This window comes from Geobacillus sp. GHH01, from assembly GCF_000336445.1.
Taxonomy (GTDB): domain Bacteria; phylum Bacillota; class Bacilli; order Bacillales; family Anoxybacillaceae; genus Geobacillus; species Geobacillus zalihae.
On the sequence record NC_020210.1, the window covers coordinates 1,727,744 to 1,744,347 of the forward strand.

10 protein-coding genes and 4 pseudogenes are annotated in these 16,604 nt (G+C 45.6%); 10 read left to right on the forward strand and 4 right to left on the reverse strand.

The window, feature by feature from the left end:
- Positions 1-299 precede the first annotated feature (299 nt).
- The 6 genes and pseudogenes from GHH_RS19725 to GHH_RS08565 all read left to right on the forward strand — a co-directional run.
- A pseudogene (locus GHH_RS19725) lies at positions 300-478 on the forward strand (ISNCY family transposase); the annotation flags it as partial.
- Between the two features lie 153 nt (positions 479-631).
- Entirely contained in the window at positions 632-1,189 is a 558-nt protein-coding gene (locus tag GHH_RS19500; protein ID WP_015374194.1) for a DUF6431 domain-containing protein, read from the forward strand.
- A gap of 140 nt (positions 1,190-1,329) precedes the next feature.
- Positions 1,330-2,581: pseudogene (locus tag GHH_RS08545) on the forward strand (IS481 family transposase).
- Positions 2,574-3,374 carry an ExeA family protein gene (locus GHH_RS08550; protein WP_015374835.1) on the forward strand — a complete coding sequence of 267 codons (801 nt, stop codon included), beginning with the start codon at positions 2,574-2,576 and terminating at the stop codon, positions 3,372-3,374. Before GHH_RS08545 ends, GHH_RS08550 begins: the two are co-directional and overlap by 8 nt.
- A gap of 707 nt (positions 3,375-4,081) precedes the next feature.
- Positions 4,082-4,450 (forward strand): metalloregulator ArsR/SmtB family transcription factor, encoded by a 369-nt coding sequence (locus tag GHH_RS08560; protein ID WP_015374836.1) that lies wholly within the window; start codon positions 4,082-4,084, stop codon positions 4,448-4,450.
- A complete protein-coding gene (locus GHH_RS08565; protein WP_015374837.1) occupies positions 4,443-6,581 on the forward strand; it encodes a heavy metal translocating P-type ATPase in 2,139 nt (712 codons plus the stop codon). The genes GHH_RS08560 and GHH_RS08565 overlap by 8 nt, the downstream gene beginning before the upstream one ends.
- Before the next feature lie 292 nt (positions 6,582-6,873).
- Here GHH_RS08565 and GHH_RS08570 read toward each other — a convergent pair whose 3' ends face one another.
- The 3 genes and pseudogenes from GHH_RS08570 to GHH_RS18920 all read right to left on the reverse strand — a co-directional run.
- Complete coding sequence (locus GHH_RS08570) at positions 6,874-8,535, reverse strand: IS1634 family transposase (protein WP_015374838.1); 1,662 nt, start codon at positions 8,533-8,535, stop codon at positions 6,874-6,876.
- Positions 8,536-8,871: 336 nt separating this feature from the next.
- A complete protein-coding gene (locus GHH_RS08580; RefSeq protein WP_015374839.1) occupies positions 8,872-9,483 on the reverse strand; it encodes a hypothetical protein in 612 nt (203 codons plus the stop codon).
- A gap of 25 nt (positions 9,484-9,508) precedes the next feature.
- Positions 9,509-9,655 (reverse strand): annotated as a pseudogene (locus GHH_RS18920) (MFS transporter); the annotation flags it as partial.
- A gap of 391 nt (positions 9,656-10,046) precedes the next feature.
- Between GHH_RS18920 and katG the strand changes: the two are divergent.
- From katG to GHH_RS08600, 4 genes are all read left to right on the forward strand, one after another.
- Positions 10,047-12,257, forward strand: a complete 2,211-nt coding sequence (katG, locus tag GHH_RS08585; protein WP_015374841.1) for a catalase/peroxidase HPI — start codon at positions 10,047-10,049, stop codon at positions 12,255-12,257.
- Between the two features lie 497 nt (positions 12,258-12,754).
- Positions 12,755-13,711, forward strand: coding sequence for a DUF3800 domain-containing protein (locus GHH_RS08590; RefSeq protein WP_015374842.1), 957 nt, complete (start codon positions 12,755-12,757; stop codon positions 13,709-13,711).
- Positions 13,712-13,858: 147 nt separating this feature from the next.
- A complete protein-coding gene (locus tag GHH_RS08595) occupies positions 13,859-15,046 on the forward strand; it encodes an IS701 family transposase (RefSeq protein ID WP_015374843.1) in 1,188 nt (395 codons plus the stop codon).
- A gap of 204 nt (positions 15,047-15,250) precedes the next feature.
- Positions 15,251-15,676: an NUDIX hydrolase gene (locus tag GHH_RS08600; RefSeq protein WP_015374844.1), complete on the forward strand. Its 426-nt coding sequence runs from the start codon at positions 15,251-15,253 to the stop codon at positions 15,674-15,676.
- 337 nt (positions 15,677-16,013) lie between these two features.
- On the opposite strand, the pseudogene GHH_RS08605 reads toward GHH_RS08600, so the two are convergent.
- Positions 16,014-16,583: pseudogene (locus GHH_RS08605) on the reverse strand (transposase); the annotation flags it as partial.
- Between the last annotated feature and the right edge of the window lie 21 nt (positions 16,584-16,604).

Sequence of the window (16,604 nt, forward strand, 5' to 3'; positions counted from 1 at the left end):
TTGATCAATGCCAATACTATCACGATAAATTTTTATAGTCAAATAATTAGACTTATTATCATCAGGAAAATATTACTTTGTGTTGAAGTCGATAATAAAATCCCTAGAACGTGATACAAAACGCATAACGAATGCATAAATGCACATAAAAAATCCACCATCTTGGAAATTATATATAATTACCACAAAAAACTTCCAAGGGGTGGACACGATCATGATTTCCAATTTAAACAACGAACATGCATGGTCTTACGAAATGAATCCAATTTTAGAAGCATTATTTCGGTATATTGACTCGCTATGACAGCGAAACGGTTCGCCAAACAGTAGAGCAGTCAGGAATTCTATTGAGTCCCCCCCTATCAACCGCCGCAATAGCCAGGAACGAAAAGACGCCTATAGCCGTGTTCTCCCTGTCTTTTTGAAAACAAGGTTTGGCCAATGGCTGTTTGGGCTTCGCCGCGAGATAGAACGGGTATTGTAAATTATCACTTTATTTCGGAACAAAAGAGCCATTTTTTTGCACATTCCTTCAGAAAGCCCTCTCCCCTTTTCTGAAAGAATGTGCTAAATTTTTTGTGAATTATTTCGGAAGAGAAAATCCATCGGTTCAGAGGAGGGGGAGGAGGACGTGATTCAATTTCATGACTTTGGCATTGACGTCCAAACGTATGCAGAGCGTGGAAAAGAAAACGACTTCCCTCTTCTGAAAAAGTGTCCGCATTGCCGGGCCAAGCGCCCGTTGCACCGCCACGGTTACTATGAGCGAAACGCATTGACCCCACATGGTGATGATCGCATTTGGATTGTCCGGTATCGCTGTCGGGAATGCTTGAAGACGGTGAGTGTGCTGCCTTCCTTTCTCCTCCCGTATTTTCAGTATACGTTGTCCGCCATATGGCAAGTCGTGAAAGAGCAGTTGGGATTGACCGAGGGGACGAACCGGGCTCCGTTTCTCCCGACAAAGGACGGCATCATCTTTTATGTCCGACGGTTCTGCCGAAACCTATCAAGCCTTCACAGCTTTTTTGCGAGGCGGTGGAGGATCATAGGCCCTATCGTGAAAAAAGAAAAGGAACGGGCTTCCTGGTGGATCCGGACGTTGGAGAAACACGGTCTCTATTCGGTCATCAGAGACATGTGGGAGGACGGATTCCGACACCCTTTTGCGAATCAAATGGGATCCTGATTTTACATACATATCCTAAATTGGAAATAGTTGAGGTTCCCACAAACCTTTCCTATCGACGGAGAAAAAGCGATCCGGTACGATAAGGGCAGACGGACCGGAACGGTCCTGATTCCAAGTGAGACAAGGAGGAGATTCGAATGGATGAGTCGATGAGACACGACATTGCCCTGTTTCGGTACGGGCTAATCGCTCCGTTGGTGAATGGGCAGGTGGAACCGAAGACGTATCTGAAAGAGGTGAGCGAGCGAGTGCACCATGTTCCCCACCAGGGCGACAAACGAATCGCAGCCAAGACGATCCTCGATTGGTGCACCCGATACAAAAAAGGGGGCTTTGACGCCTTAAAGCCGAAGCGCCGTTCGGACCGCGGCCACTCAAGGCGTCTGTCGCCCGATGATGAGGATCATATTTTAGCCCTAAGAAAAGAACATCCCACCATGCCCGTGACGGTGTTCTACGAACACCTGATCGAGCAGGGGGAAATCCCAGAAAATCATACCTCTTACTTTACTATATACCGATTGTTGAAAAAACACAACCTTGTCGGGAAAGAAATCTTGCCCATGCCGGAGCGAAAGCGCTTTGCGTATGACCAGATCAATGAGCTTTGGCAAGGGGACTTATCCCATGGACCAACGATTCGAGTCAATGGGAAAGCCCAGAAAACGTTTTTGATCGCCTATATCGATGACTGCTCGCGGTTTGTGCCGTACGTATAGTTTCCCTTCGGAGAAGTTTGACGGGCTGCGGATCGTCACGAAGGAAGCGGTGCTTCGTTGCGGGAAGCCGAAGCGCATTTACTCGGACAACGGGAAAATTTATCGATCCGAGGTGCTGCAGTATGCGTGCGCCGAGATGGGAATTACGCTCATCCACACCCAGCCGTATGATCCGCAAAGCAAAGGGAAAATCGAACGGTTCTTCCGCACCGTACAGACGCGGTTTTATCCGCTGCTGGAGTTGGATCCCCCGAAGTCGCTCGAAGAGCTGAACGAGCGCTTTTGGAGGTGGCTTGAAGAGGAGTATCATCGAAAACCGCACGCCTCGCTGGACGGAAAAACGCCGCATGAGGTGTTTCAATCGCAAGTGCATCTCGTGTCGTTCATCGAAGATAGCGATTGGCTGGATGCGATTTTTCTGAAGCGGGAGTACCGCAAGGTCAAAGCCGATGGAACGATCACCTTGAACAAGCAGCTGTATGAAGTGCCGCCCCGGTTCATTGGGCAATCGATTGAACTCCGCTATGACGAACGGGGCGTCTATGTGTACGAAGATGGAAGGAAGGTGGCGGAGGCCGTTCGGGTTCGTTTGGAGGACAACGCCTATGTAAAACGCCATCGGTCCCCGTTTGCGGCGATTCCGGCGAAGGAGGGAGAACACGGTGTATAAATCGTTTTACTCCCTTTCGCGGGAGCCGTTTGCGAAAGAAACAGACCCGTCCGAGGCGTATCAAGGGGCGCCGTTTCAGGAAGCGTTGCGGGCGCTGGAGTACGTGAAACGAACCCGGGGGATCGGGCTGTTGATCGGAGAGCCGGGGGCGGGCAAGACGTTCGCCCTTCGGGCGCTGAAAGAATCATTGAATCCATCATTGTATCATGTCGTCTACTTTCCGTTATCCACCGGAGGCGTGATGGATTTTTACCGTGGTTTGGCCTTGGGATTAGGAGAGGAACCGAAGTACCGCAAGGTAGACCTCTTCCGCCAAATCCAGCAGGCGATCGAGCGATTGTATCATGAACGGCGGATCACGCCGGTGTTCATTTTGGACGAGATGCATTTAGCGAAGGATGCATTTTTACAGGACATCGCGATCTTGTTCAACTTTGAGATGGATTCGACCAACCCATTTGTCTTGATTTTGGCCGGGCTGCCCCATTTACAGGGGAAGCTGCGGCTCAATCAGCACCGCCCTCTCGACCAGCGGATCATCATGCGATACCGGATGGGGCCGCTGGAGAAGGAAGAGGTGGCGGGCTACATCAAGCATCGGATGAAACAGGCCGGGGCGAAGCACCCGATCTTCACCCCATCGGCGTTAGAGGCGATTGCCCTGCATTCGCGGGGATGGCCTCGGGTGATCAACACGTTGGCCACGACGTGCCTGTTATACGGGTATCAGCTGAAAAAGGACGCCATTGACGAAGAAGTGGTGCGCATGGCCGCAGAGGAAATGGGGTATTAGCATGAAAGGGGCCGAATCGGCCTCTTTTGTGCTTTTTCTTTTCCATCGGTCCATCAGGCGCGCTGGAAATCTTTATCTGAAAGAGCGTGCAAACGTTCCGAAAGAATGTGCAAAATCCGGAACAATCCGCAAAAATTTTGCACATTATTTCCGAATCCGCCTGAAATAATTTGAAAAAGTGATTCTGAAATAATGTGCTAATTTACACAAAGCGCACAAACGACAATCGTTTTGGCATGAACATCTAAACCTGCGCAACGATGATAAAGCACATCCATGATCCGGACTCCTTCCATTGATGAATTCGCAAACAGTGAGTCCACTTGTTCGTTAGGCATTTTTCTGTTCGTAGTCACCTTTTCCAAATGAAAAGGGCTTACAATGGGTGGAACACCAAATGGACTCAAACAGTTTTTTGTACAGGGTCGAACCACCATTAAAAAGCACGTCTTTCCAAACTGTTTGCGTTCATCCTCCATTATGGAAGGAGAGATGGATTTTCATGCCTGGGTGGGGAGTAAAATTTACTCATGGATGTTTTCTGTGAAAATAATGAATCCATGAGCGGTTATTTTCATGCTTGGGTGGCGAGTAAAAGCTTACTCATGGATGTTTTTTGTTTTTAATTCAAATAAATACTTGAATAATAAAAGAAATGGGGTATAATATATTCGAACGGAAATTTGAATATGAAAGGGGGATAATGAATGAGTAAGAAAGATACATGTGAAATTTATTGTTATGACGAAGAAAAAGTCAATCGAATACAAGGGGAATTGCAAAAAGAAGATATATCCAGTGTTGTCCTGTTGTTTAAAGCACTGGCAGATGAAAATAGGGCAAAAATTGTCTATTCACTTTGCCAAGATGAAGAGTTATGTGTATGTGATATTGCTAATATCATCGGGGCTTCTGTTGCAACAACTTCCCATCATTTACGCACCCTTTATAAACAAGGGATTGTAAAGTATCGAAAAGAAGGAAAGCTAGCATTTTATTCGCTGGATGATGACCATATTAAGCAGTTAATCATGACTGCGTTAGCACATGAGAAAGAGGTGAAAGTCCGTGTCTGAACAACAAGCAAAATTATCTAAATCAGAAGCGAAAACCTACCGTGTTCAAGGATTTACTTGTGCAAACTGTGCGGCAAAGTTTGAAAATAACGTAAAAGCATTGCCAGGTGTTCAAGATGCTAAAGTAAACTTTGGAGCATCTAAAATTACCGTTTGGGGTACAACAACCATCGAAGAATTAGAAAAAGCAGGAGCTTTTGAAAACTTAAAGGTTCGGGAAGATAAAGAAAAATCAGTCAAGCGTGAACCTTTTTGGAAGCAAAAAGAGAACATTAGAGTGTATATTTCCGCCGTTTTGCTTGTGATTAGTTGGTTTTTAGGGAAGCAATACGGAGAAGAGCATATCTTTGCGACAATTGGATATGCTGCAGCAATTTTAATCGGTGGATATTCGTTATTTATAAAAGGTTTCAAAAACCTAGTTCGATTGAATTTTGATATGAATACGCTGATGACAGTGGCGATTTTAGGAGCTGCAGCGATTGGTGAATGGGGAGAAGGTGCAACGGTTGTTATTCTATTCGCCATTAGCGAAGCCTTAGAGCGTTATTCCATGGATAAAGCTCGTCAATCCATTGAATCGTTGATGGATATTGCTCCAAAAGAAGCATTAATTCGTCGCGGAAATGAAGAAATGATGGTCCCTGTTGACGATATTCAAGTCGGAGATATTATGATCGTAAAGCCTGGTCAGAAATTAGCGATGGATGGAATCGTCATCAAGGGTACATCTACATTAAATCAGGCTGCCATTACGGGAGAAAGTGTTCCAGTAACCAAAACAGTCGGTGATGAAGTCTTTGCAGGAACATTGAATGAAGAAGGGTTATTGGAAGTAAAAGTGACAAAACGAGTGGAAGATACAACTCTTTCGAAAATCATCCATTTAGTGGAAGAAGCTCAAGCAGAACGAGCGCCTTCTCAAGCGTTTGTAGATCGTTTTGCCAAATACTATACACCAGCCATTATCATTTTTGCTCTTTTACTAGCCGTTATTCCTCCATTATTTATGGGTGCTGATTGGAGCGAATGGATTTATCGAGGTCTAGCTGTATTAGTGGTTGGTTGTCCGTGTGCGTTGGTTATTTCCACGCCTGTTTCGATTGTAACTGCCATTGGAAATGCAGCGAAAAACGGTGTGTTAATTAAAGGTGGTATTTATTTAGAGGAAGCAGGATCTCTAAAAGTCATCGCTTTTGATAAAACAGGAACATTAACAAAAGGTGTTCCTTCCGTCACCGATGTGGTCACTTATAATGGCGATGAAAATGAACTAATGACCATTACAGCAGCCATTGAAAAAGGCTCACAACATCCACTTGCTTCCGCCATTATAAGAAAAGCAGAAGAAGATGGATTGAATTTTAATGATGTATCGGTTGAAGAATTCCAATCCATTACAGGTAAAGGGGTCAAAGCCAAAGTAAATAACGCAATGTATTATGTCGGAAGTCCAGGTCTTTTTGAAGAACTTCTTCCAAATGGCATCCAATCAGAAATAAAAGAACAAATTACAACCCTTCAAACACAAGGGAAAACGGTCATGATATTAGGGACGGAAAAAGAAATTCTGGCGTTAATTGCCGTGGCAGACGAAATAAGAGAATCATCCAAAGAGGTTATTCGAAAACTTCATCAAGTCGGTATTGAAAAAACGGTAATGTTGACAGGGGATAACCAAAGAACAGCCGAAGCCATCGGAAAACAAGTCGGCGTTTCCGATATTAAAGCCGATTTACTTCCAGAAGATAAACTGAATTTCATCAAAGAGCTTCGTGACAAGCATCAAAGCGTGGCGATGGTTGGAGATGGTGTGAACGATGCACCAGCTCTTGCAGCTTCAACCGTTGGTGTGGCGATGGGCGGTGCTGGAACCGATACAGCCCTAGAAACAGCCGATATTGTCTTAATGTCTGATGATTTAAGCAAATTGCCATATACGATTAAATTGAGCCGCAAAGCTTTAGCGATTATTAAGCAAAACATTACTTTCTCTTTAGGGATTAAGGCATTGGCATTACTGTTAATTGTGCCTGGTTGGTTAACGCTATGGTTAGCGATATTTGCCGATATGGGAGCAACATTAATCGTAACATTAAACAGCATGCGATTGCTAAAAGTTAAAGAATAAACTTTGTGTTCAAAAAATGTAAGGGATGCCATTTGGTTATCCTTTTTTCATGATAAAGATATTTCTTTAATCAACACCCATGGAAGAACGAATGAACTTCCATCATCTGTGATGTCGCGAAGCGATGCATGGGTGGCTAACGGGAGTCAATAGTAACATAATAACTCACATTTCGCACCCTAACAAGGTCAAAACAAAGGATTTTTTATTTAGTTTTTCAGAATAACTTTTTGACCAACACGACAAGCGATGGCAATCCTTTTTTTACCATCGCTAGTCGTTCCATATGACGTTACACGTAAATGCTCTCATCCATTCCCAATCCTTGCAGAATCCTTCGCTGCTCGTAGGTGAGCGGTTTTCCTAGCGCGCGTTGGATGCGTCCATCCGGCAGCTTGAGGAGGACGACTTTCACATACTCAAACAACTGAAAAATCGCTTGCCCGGTCGGTCGGGTCAGCTTGCGGCCTCCGGCGCCCTTTAACGGGCGTTCTGGTGTGATGAACTGACGCACCCGGCGCTGAAAGACGCGGTAAATCGCCAAGGCCAAGAGAAATAAATAGCCCAACACCGCCACCCGTTCTGGCTTTTTGACGTAAATCTCGTCGGTGAAGAACGGATCTTTGAGAAAGGAGAAGTTCATTTCCACCGAGATTTGCCCTTTATACAACTTCAAGATTTCTCGAGCATCCATCGTTCGGCCTTTCCATTCCTTCGGAACGGTCGTGACGAGGACAAACCGGGACGCTTTCCGTCTTGCCTGTTCCCATGCCTGTTGGTGGAATTCGACGTCCAGGCGCAAAAGATACAGCGTCTCCACCTCGGGTTCCACCCCTTTTTTCGGCCGGCCGCGCCGTTTTTTCGGGCGCACGATCTCTTCGACCGCGGCCTTGACCCGATGAAACCGGGGGCGAAGGGACGCCTTGAGGGACGCCAAGGCTTGTTCGGCGTCTTCGCGGCAGGAGAAGGGGTGACGCTCCCAACGGGCTTGTTCCTCGCGAAGAAGCTCCGCTTCTTTGACCCGCTCTTTTTCGAGCGTTTTTCCTTTGCGCTGGTCGAGTGCGCTCGATTCGACGACGATCAGCCGAACGGGGTGGCCTTCATACGTCGAGGCCGTTTCCCATACCCGGTACGCCGCGCCGTTTTTCTCGGCCAACGAAAAGGAGTCGCTCCACGCTGGATCGGGTTGGACATCCGCTTCCGCCAGAGCAGCTTTGACGATTCGGAGCGACGATGGGCCTCTCGTGATCAAAAAGGCGTTGGCGGCTTTCGTCTGCGCCAGAGTGTCTTTCGTCATGGCGGCGGAATCGGCCACGTAAATCCATTCGTCTTCAATCTTGGCTTGTTTGAGCTGTTCGTGGACACGGGACAGCACCTCCGGATTCCACGTTTTGTCCGGCAGGTTGCCGTCGTGCACATCGCCGTAAAACGGGATGCCATCCTCGTTGCCGATCAGCCCGAAACCGATCTGTTTTTGCCAGCGATGATGCCGGTTGTAGCCATGCGTGATCCGCAGGGCCTCTGACGAGACCGATTCATACGCGCCGTAAACGGTCTTGTCCGTCGTATCGGCGTGGAAGGCCTGGAGAGGAAGGCCTTCTTTCCGATAAATGTGAATCAAGCAAGTGCTGATCACCTTGTGAATATCCGCCTCATACAGGCGGTCGAGATGACGAGCCAACGCATCATCATTGAACCAAGAAGGCTTCAGCCCCGGCCGGATCAGCTTCGACAAATCGATCTCATGCGCCCATCGCTCCAAATGGACGAGTGCTTGTCGTCCGCTCAAGATATCCAGAAGGATCAGCTTGACCGCATCGCTGGTTCGGGTTTGGCATTGGGGATCCACCGGAACCAGCCGATCGATGAGCTGGGGAAGGTCAAGATCTTGGAAAAGGGCACTTATTATATTCAAATAGGAACTGTCATAAATCTCACAAATTTGAACATCCATGGTGGACAAACTCCTTTGCATTCCTTGTGTGTCAAGGATTCATTCCACATCGATGCAAAAAAATCCTCCCGATTTTCGTCGGAAGGGTGCGAAATGTGAGTAATAAGATAAGAATTTTTGTTATTTTGACAATAAAAATGACAATGACAAAAAGCTCGGCTATTTGCCGAGCTTTCCAGTCTGAGATAATCTTATTATCATCTTTTACTTTGATAAAAATATAAAAAGGTTCTTCACCATTTTCTGTGAAAATAATGAATCCATGAGCGGTTATTTTCATGCTTGGGTGGCGAGTAAAAGCTTACTCATGGATGTTTTTTATTTCAAATTTTTTCTTTAACTATTTATGGTTAAATTCCCATTCCCATACTTTGATTCTATTATTTTTCTAGTAATACCTGTTATTATCGACGTTGATATTTTAGGAACAATCAAAATATAAATTATATAAATAATTGTATATTTCGTTAATGTTCCAAGATCTGCGTCAAAGAAGTATGTTGCGAAGTCTTTTTTATTTTCTATATTACATATTATAAAAGTAAACATTCTGGTTGCTAATGCAAAGTTCCCTAAATAAAAGATAAAATTAGCGAATTTAGACTTTCCTTTGAAATAATACATCAATAAAAATGAAAGACCAAAACCTGAATAAATTAATGTAGCATAACGATCTGCATATCCAATAAATATATGGGCTATGGTAATACCACCCCATAAAAGTGCCACGACCAAAGCGATAATTAATACTACCTTAAACACATCAAGGCCAAATTCAAAATCCCCATAAGCTTCAGAAGGATTATATTTTTCTTCAAATTCCCAATAACCATTTTTATCTTGTTCGTATCCTCGTCTTATCAATTCACTTTCCAGACTGTCCGAGTACTCTCCTGATTTGTATAATTCCTCCAATTCATAATTAGACTTTTTAGAATAATCCGTCATAACATCACCTCTGATATTTTTTTACATTACCGTTTGTTTTCTCCGTCACAAACAATAAAATCGCAAAGTTGCGAATCCAAATGCCGATTTGAATGAATAATCCGGCCGTCATAATCGTTTGAATAAAGCCGTTTCGCAAAAGCGAACCCATGGATGGACTGGTTGCTGTCATGGCAGTTGTATATCCTCCTTTTTATGAAATGAACCCGTTTCCATGCTTATTTGACCTCTGCTCCTTTTTCGTTGGCCAAGCGCCAGCCGCAAACCAACAAAAAACGAATGTACGTTCCTGTCTTTTGTATTATCTTTGATCAGGAGAATTTTGTCAAGATTAGTAGGAGAAGTCTTGTTCTATACGATTGGAATGGTGTGTCTTGATTGGATACGGTGATGTGATCGAAGTATAGAAAGAAATATTGTATGTAAAAAAATATTTTTTATCCTTTACTACTAAATATTAATTTATTATAATTTTAATGTACGAATCATTATCAATTCTAGTTGCCAGAAAAAGCAACTAGAAAGATAATGGTGACATTTGAATATGGAAAGGGGAAGAGGAAATGAAAAACCAAAACCAACACAACGCTTCCAAATGCCCGTATCACGGCAGCGTCACAAGCTACAACTCAAACCGAACAACCAATAAAGACTGGTGGCCGAACCAGCTGAACTTAAGCATTCTCCATCAACACGACCGAAAAACGAATCCTCATGATGAAGAGTTCAACTACGCTGAGGAGTTTCAAAAACTCGACTACTGGGCGTTAAAAGAAGATTTGCGCAAACTGATGACCGAAAGCCAAGACTGGTGGCCGGCCGATTATGGCCATTACGGTCCGCTGTTCATCCGCATGGCGTGGCATTCGGCAGGGACGTACCGCATCGGCGACGGCCGCGGCGGCGGTTCGACCGGCACGCAGCGCTTTGCCCCGTTAAACAGCTGGCCGGATAACGCCAACTTGGATAAAGCGCGGCGGCTATTGTGGCCGATCAAGAAAAAATACGGCAACAAAATTTCTTGGGCTGACTTGATGATTTTGGCCGGCAATGTCGCCATCGAATCGATGGGCGGCAAAACGATCGGCTTTGGCGGCGGCCGGGAAGATGTCTGGCATCCAGAAGAAGACATTTATTGGGGCGCGGAAAAAGAGTGGCTCGCTTCGGAACGCTACAGCGGGGATCGCGAACTTGAGAATCCGCTTGCGGCTGTGCAGATGGGGCTCATTTACGTCAACCCGGAAGGCCCTGACGGCAAGCCGGATCCGAAAGCGGCGGCGCGCGACATTCGCGAAACATTCCGCCGCATGGGAATGAACGACGAAGAAACCGTCGCCTTGATCGCCGGCGGCCACACGTTCGGCAAGGCGCACGGCGCAGGCCCTGCCTCGCACGTCGGGCCCGAACCGGAAGCCGCCCCGATTGAAGCGCAAGGATTGGGCTGGGTCAGCTCGTACGGAAAAGGGAAAGGCCGCGACACGATTACGAGCGGCATCGAAGGCGCATGGACGCCGACGCCGACGCAGTGGGACAACAGTTATTTCCGATTGCTCTTCGAATATGAATGGAAGCTGACCAAGAGTCCCGCTGGGGCCTATCAATGGGAAGCGGTAAATCTGAGAGAAGAAGATTTAGCGCCTGATGCAGAAGACCCTAATGTCAAAGTGCCGCCGATGATGATGACGACAGATTTAGCGTTGCGTTTTGACCCGGAATATGAAAAAATCGCCCGCCGTTTCTATGAAAATCCTGAAGAGTTTGCGGATGCGTTCGCCCGTGCCTGGTTCAAACTGACGCATCGCGATATGGGGCCGAAAACGAGATACTTAGGTCCAGAAGTGCCGAAAGAAGACTTCATCTGGCAAGACCCGATTCCGACGGTCGACTATGAATTGAGCGATGCCGAAATCGAAGAAATCAAAGCGAAAATTTTGAACTCGGGTCTGACCGTCAGTGAACTCGTCAAGACGGCATGGGCGGCAGCCAGCACGTTCCGCAACTCCGACAAGCGCGGCGGAGCCAACGGCGCCCGCATCCGCCTCGCGCCGCAAAAAGATTGGGAAGTGAACGAACCGGAGCGGCTCGCTAAAGTGCTTTCCGTCTATGAAGACATCCAGCGCGAGCTGCCGAAGAAAGTCAGCATCGCCGATCTCATCGTTCTTGGCGGCAGCGCAGCGGTCGAAAAGGCGGCGCGCGACGCTGGTTTTGATGTCAAAGTGCCGTTTATTCCGGGACGGGGCGATGCGACGCAAGAGCAAACCGATGTCGAGAGCTTCTCAGTGCTCGAACCATTCGCTGATGGGTTCCGCAACTATCAAAAGAAAGAGTACAGCGTCGGTCCGGAAGAGCTGCTCATCGACAAAGCGCAGCTTCTTGGATTGACCGCTCCAGAAATGACCGTGCTCATCGGCGGCTTGCGGGTGTTGGGCGCCAACTACCGCGATCTGCCGCACGGCGTCTTCACCGACCGCATCGGGGTGCTGACGAACGACTTCTTTGTCAACTTAGTCGACATGAACTATGAATGGGTGCCGACAGACAGCGGCATTTATGAAATCCGCGACCGGAAAACGGGCGAAGTGCGGTGGACGGCCACCCGGGTTGACCTTATTTTCGGAGCCAACTCGATCCTTCGTTCGTACGCCGAATTTTACGCCCAAGACGACAACCGCGAAAAATTCGTCCGCGACTTTATCAACGCATGGGTGAAAGTGATGAACGCCGACCGCTTTGACATTCATTTGAAACAAGCCAAAGAGTCGGTCACAGTTTAACCAACAAAAAAAGCAGCTTGTCCGTTTAAGGGGCAAGCTGCTTTTTTATATTCATATCCAGGGATTCTTTCTTAGACTTGTTGTGGATCAAAAGGGAAAGATTCGTTGAAAGGAAACTAGAGCGCTCAATTACCTGTTTTTATGCTTATGTGTCAGAGATTTGCAGAAAGAAAAGAGCCTTCGGAGAATCTTTGAGAATAGTATGTATTTTATTGACAAATTATGTGTTTTTCAGTATGATTGCGGCAGAATCAAATCAAGATCAAATAGCATAGGGAAAGGGACAGGACAAACATTCACGTCAAAATAAAAAGACAGCTCAGCCCTGCCCAACGGTGGCGGGGAAAAGCTATCCTTCCGTACGTTGAGATGTTATCAGCCCTGCCCAACGGCGGCGGGGAAAACAACACCTTCTTTTTATGATTGTAAGGTATAAACGTGTTTTAGTCAACACAAAATGAATTTATGTATGGAAAGTAAAGGAGTTTACTTTAAATATGCACTACTTAATCTATTTTGATGAGAGCAATAAACTCGACCAGTTTAACGCTAACTATTCTTACTATGGGGCTTACGGAGGAACCGATGCCGCAATGGCAAGGGTTGTTAAGCAAGTTCGAAACATCTTTAAACAGTGTAATTCTTTTAGTGAACTTCATTTTCGAGAGTATACGAAAGACAACCTTGTCAAGAAATATTTTCAAACTCTTCATACGGTTATTAATGAGAATGTACAGATTAATATTCTAACCGTTAATAATAGGGATGCTTTGTATGCGGCACAGAAAATCGGATTAACGGCGACTGAACTAAGAAACTTATTCTATATCAAAATACCGGAAAGATTATTTTATGGAATGACTCGGGATTTATCAAGTCAAGAATCTGGAACGATTAAGGTGAAGATTAAGGTAGACCAGAATGATGAGTATGATAAGCTTTTTCTTGAAACGAAAATCATTGAACAGATGAATGCACATTCGGCTTATCGCAATAAAAATTACCGCGTTGTTAATGTCCTTTCTCAAAACTCTGTTAAATCAATACCTTTGCAAATAGTGGATACATTTATGGGGATGGTTATATTTTTGTTGGAACAAAATTATCTTGAATCGTCCAATACTGCCAAGATAAAAAGTGATTTAATATACCGGTTCCTTATTGAAGGAAATAACTTAATGAAGTTTCAACAGCAAATCAAACTATATAAATGGACGGGACACGAAGAACTCACCTTTGTCAATATCAGCGACTATGTATCACCTTTTATGGCTTATAAAGCAGCATATGATTCACAAGAAATAATACGAATTCAAAAGATCATGGTTGAGAATCCAGCGATGCCTCTAAAAGAGCTTAGACTCAAGACAGGCTATCCGAATACCATGAAGAACACACTGATCGGATACAAGGATCAGATTGAAGGGCGGGGTAGGAATTATTCTATTTTATGATTCTCTTAGTTAGTTTTTTTTATCAATAACTGTAGATGAGCAAATTCACTAACATAAATTGACAACCAAACAAAAAAGGAGACATGAACCGGACTCCTTGGATAAAATAGATGTGCTCACAACTACCCACAAGGAGGTTCATGTCTCATGAATAGATTAGCACATCACCAAGGAATCGACAAGTTTTTCTTCACGCTGGGGTTGACGCTGCAGCTTTCCAAACCGGTCTTGAAGCACCTCGTTCACCTTGTCGATGCCTTGACCACCAAGGGATTCTCGGGAACGTTGACCGATGTCCATCACTGGAGCTTTCATCCGAATCATCGAACGACACTCCGTCACTTTTTCACGAAAAGCCCTTGGGATGAGGAAAGGCTGCTTGGAAAGCTTCAAGAGTGGATCCTTTCCCAGGTCGAACGACTGGCCAAACGGAAACATCAACCCCTTTTTGTTTCAATTGATGATACGATTTGCCAAAAAACGAAGCCTTCGTCACGGGCTGCACACGCCATTCAAGGGTGTGATTGGCACTACTCGCATAAAGATCATCAATCGGTTTGGGGGCATTCGCTCGTTTGGCTGATGGTGCACACCTTCACGCAGGCGTTTCCGTTCGCGTTCCGCTTGTATGACAAGAAGGCCGGAAGAAGCAAAATCGACCTGGCGATGGAGATGCTTTCCTCGATCAAGGTGAAGCTGACTCAGCCGGTGTATGTGCTCATGGATTCGTGGTACCCGTCCAAAACGCTCATCGAAACCTGCTTGAGCAAGGGATTCCATGTCATCGCCATGCTCAAGGCGAACCGGATTCTTTATCCGAAAGGCATCGCCGTCCAAGCCAAGCAGTTCGCCCGCTATATCGAGCCCCAAGACACCCGCCTCGTCACGGTGGGTCAGGAGCGTTACCGCGTGTATCGCTATGAGGGGGCGATCCATGGCCTCGATGACGCGGTGGTGCTGCTGGCTTGGAAGGCGGATCAGCCGATGACACCGGAACATCTCCATTGCGTCTTGAGCACCGACCGGGAGCTCGGGGACGAAGACATCTTGCGTTACTATGCCCAGCGTTGGACAATCGAATGCTTTTTCCGGCAGGCGAAAGATCAACTGAAGCTGGATGGATACCGCGTTCGCCACATTCGGGCGGTGAAACGGTATTGGGCGGTGGTGCTCTTGGCCTGCGTGTACAGCATCGCCGAATCCCAACAAAACCTTTCCGCTGGACTGGAGCTTCTTCGATCACGGAAAGGCCACAGCGTCGTCGAGTTCATTTATAACGCCGCGAAGCAAGAGATTCCCATTGATGTGATCAAAAAACAGCTCCATGTCGCCTAAGGGGGACCCTGTTTGTCTCTCTAACCATGGAAATTATTGTAATGAAAAATGCTCATCTACAGTCAATAAATATGAATCTTTGACACACAAAGAAAAGAAGGAGTTTTCCCATCATGGACGTTCGAATTCGGGCCATTTATGAAACCCGAGTTCGGCAGTCATGGCCGGCTGCATCTGTAAAATAGATCTGGAAAGGAGCGCCCGATGAGGATACGCAAATGTGCTAGAGCAGTGATCATCAATGAGCGAAACGAAATTCTTCTTCAGCAATTTGAATTTCGGGATGTAGTAGGGAACAAAGTGTTATGGGTTACTCCAGGAGGGGGCATTGAAGAAAACGAGACCCCAGCTGAAGCTTTAAAAAGGGAATTATACGAAGAACTAGGCATAGTGGTTGATCTTCTCGGTGGCCCCATATTCCAACTGGATGTATGGATTGAAGGAAAACAAGGTTCTTTTATTAGCCGGGAAATTTATTATCACGTTACGATCCAATCCGATACGGTGTTGTCTATCGAACATATGACAAAGAACGAAAAAGACACACTGAAAGGACTCAAATGGTGGAGCAAAGACGAATTGCAGAAAATCGACAACTTTGCGCCTCGTGAAATATTGAACTACATATAGTTTTCTGCTTTTCACTGCGCTGCGGTTGCAGCGAGTCGAGGGGGGAGTAGAGGGAATCGTGACGTTCCTTTCTCTCTTTTTCCCATCTTAAGTTAACATAATATAAAGTGAAGGATAAAAAAATGATAAAACAGTAAATTAACTTAATAATAGAGTATAAACTTTGATAAATCGTATAAAAAAATGATAATTGTATTCAAAAAATAATTGAGTTAATATATGTAAATATTAGCGCATGTGCTCTTATTTGTCTAGATAAAAAATAGAAAAGAAGGAATCAAATGTTAAATATCTAATATATAAAATGGTTCATCACCAAAAGTTGTACTTGCACCTGTCATGAAAGTATGTTAGCTGTTTCTAGCCGAACCCGCAATGCAAAACGCTGGATATTTCTGTATCCGTATCCCCGACGTTTCATCAGCTTGATCTTGTTATTTGTTCCCTCCATTTTCCCATTTGAATAAGGGGATAAAATGCACGATATGATTTCGTCTGTTCGTTTGACGAGTGATTTTGCGATGGCGCGAACAGCAGAACAAGGACAAAACAAATACCGATGAACCCAGGCGTTCAAACGACGTTTCGCTTGTCGCTCGCTTTGGCTTTTGGATACATAACGAAAATGTTGAAGGGATTGATAGACAGCCTGCAAGGAATCGCTCTCTTTCTGCCACTCCCGCACCGTTTGGCGCTCCTCCTCGGTGAGTTTCTCGGGACACTGGGTCAATAAGCGGCAAACATACCGAACATGCCCGTGTTTCTTGTTCCCTTTTCCGAAGGATTGGCGGCATCGATCCAACGCTTCCGTAAACAATTGAATCACATGAAAATAATCGACCACATGCTTCGTTTCCGGACACACCCCTTGAATGGCTTTTTTCATCGCTGGACTCACATTTCGCACCCTAACAAGGTCAAAACAAAG

What these genes read in the sequence shown, in the direction of transcription:
- GHH_RS08560 (WP_015374836.1), top strand. Translation starts at nt 4,082, where the DNA reads ATGAGTAAGAAAGATACATGTGAAATTTATTGTTATGACGAAGAAAAA.
- GHH_RS08570 (WP_015374838.1), bottom strand. Translation starts at nt 8,535, where the DNA reads ATGGATGTTCAAATTTGTGAGATTTATGACAGTTCCTATTTGAATATA.
- GHH_RS08580 (WP_015374839.1), bottom strand. Translation starts at nt 9,483, where the DNA reads ATGACGGATTATTCTAAAAAGTCTAATTATGAATTGGAGGAATTATAC.
- katG (WP_015374841.1), top strand. Translation starts at nt 10,047, where the DNA reads ATGAAAAACCAAAACCAACACAACGCTTCCAAATGCCCGTATCACGGC.
- GHH_RS08590 (WP_015374842.1), top strand. Translation starts at nt 12,755, where the DNA reads ATGCACTACTTAATCTATTTTGATGAGAGCAATAAACTCGACCAGTTT.
- GHH_RS08595 (WP_015374843.1), top strand. Translation starts at nt 13,859, where the DNA reads ATGAATAGATTAGCACATCACCAAGGAATCGACAAGTTTTTCTTCACG.
- GHH_RS08600 (WP_015374844.1), top strand. Translation starts at nt 15,251, where the DNA reads ATGAGGATACGCAAATGTGCTAGAGCAGTGATCATCAATGAGCGAAAC.